This window comes from Pseudoalteromonas sp. SG43-4 (assembly GCF_014164325.1).
In the GTDB taxonomy this organism is placed as follows: Bacteria; Pseudomonadota; Gammaproteobacteria; order Enterobacterales; family Alteromonadaceae; genus Pseudoalteromonas; species Pseudoalteromonas distincta.
In genome coordinates this window covers 1-227 of the sequence record NZ_JACJFB010000087.1, presented here as the reverse complement: position 1 = coordinate 227, position 227 = coordinate 1, and the positions used below count along the sequence as shown (strand labels likewise).

The following is a 227-nucleotide window of genomic DNA, read 5'->3' as shown; positions in this document are numbered from 1 at the left end:
GGGGTACGATTCCATATAATCTGAAGCTTAGAGGCTTTTCCTGGAAGTATGGCATCAACAACTTCATCACCGTAGTGACTCGTCTCGTGTCTCAGTCTTAACAGCAACCCGGATTTACCTAAGTCGCCAACCTACTCACTTTCACATGGACTACCAACGCCATGCTTGTTTAGCCTGCTCCGTCCCCCCATCGCAATTATATCGAGTACAGAAATATTAATCTGTTT

General features: G+C 45.4%; 1 rRNA gene. It reads right to left on the bottom strand.

The features are described from left to right. Window positions 1-2 precede the first annotated feature (2 nt). Window positions 3-227, bottom strand: a 23S ribosomal RNA gene (locus H5160_RS20695); the annotation flags it as partial.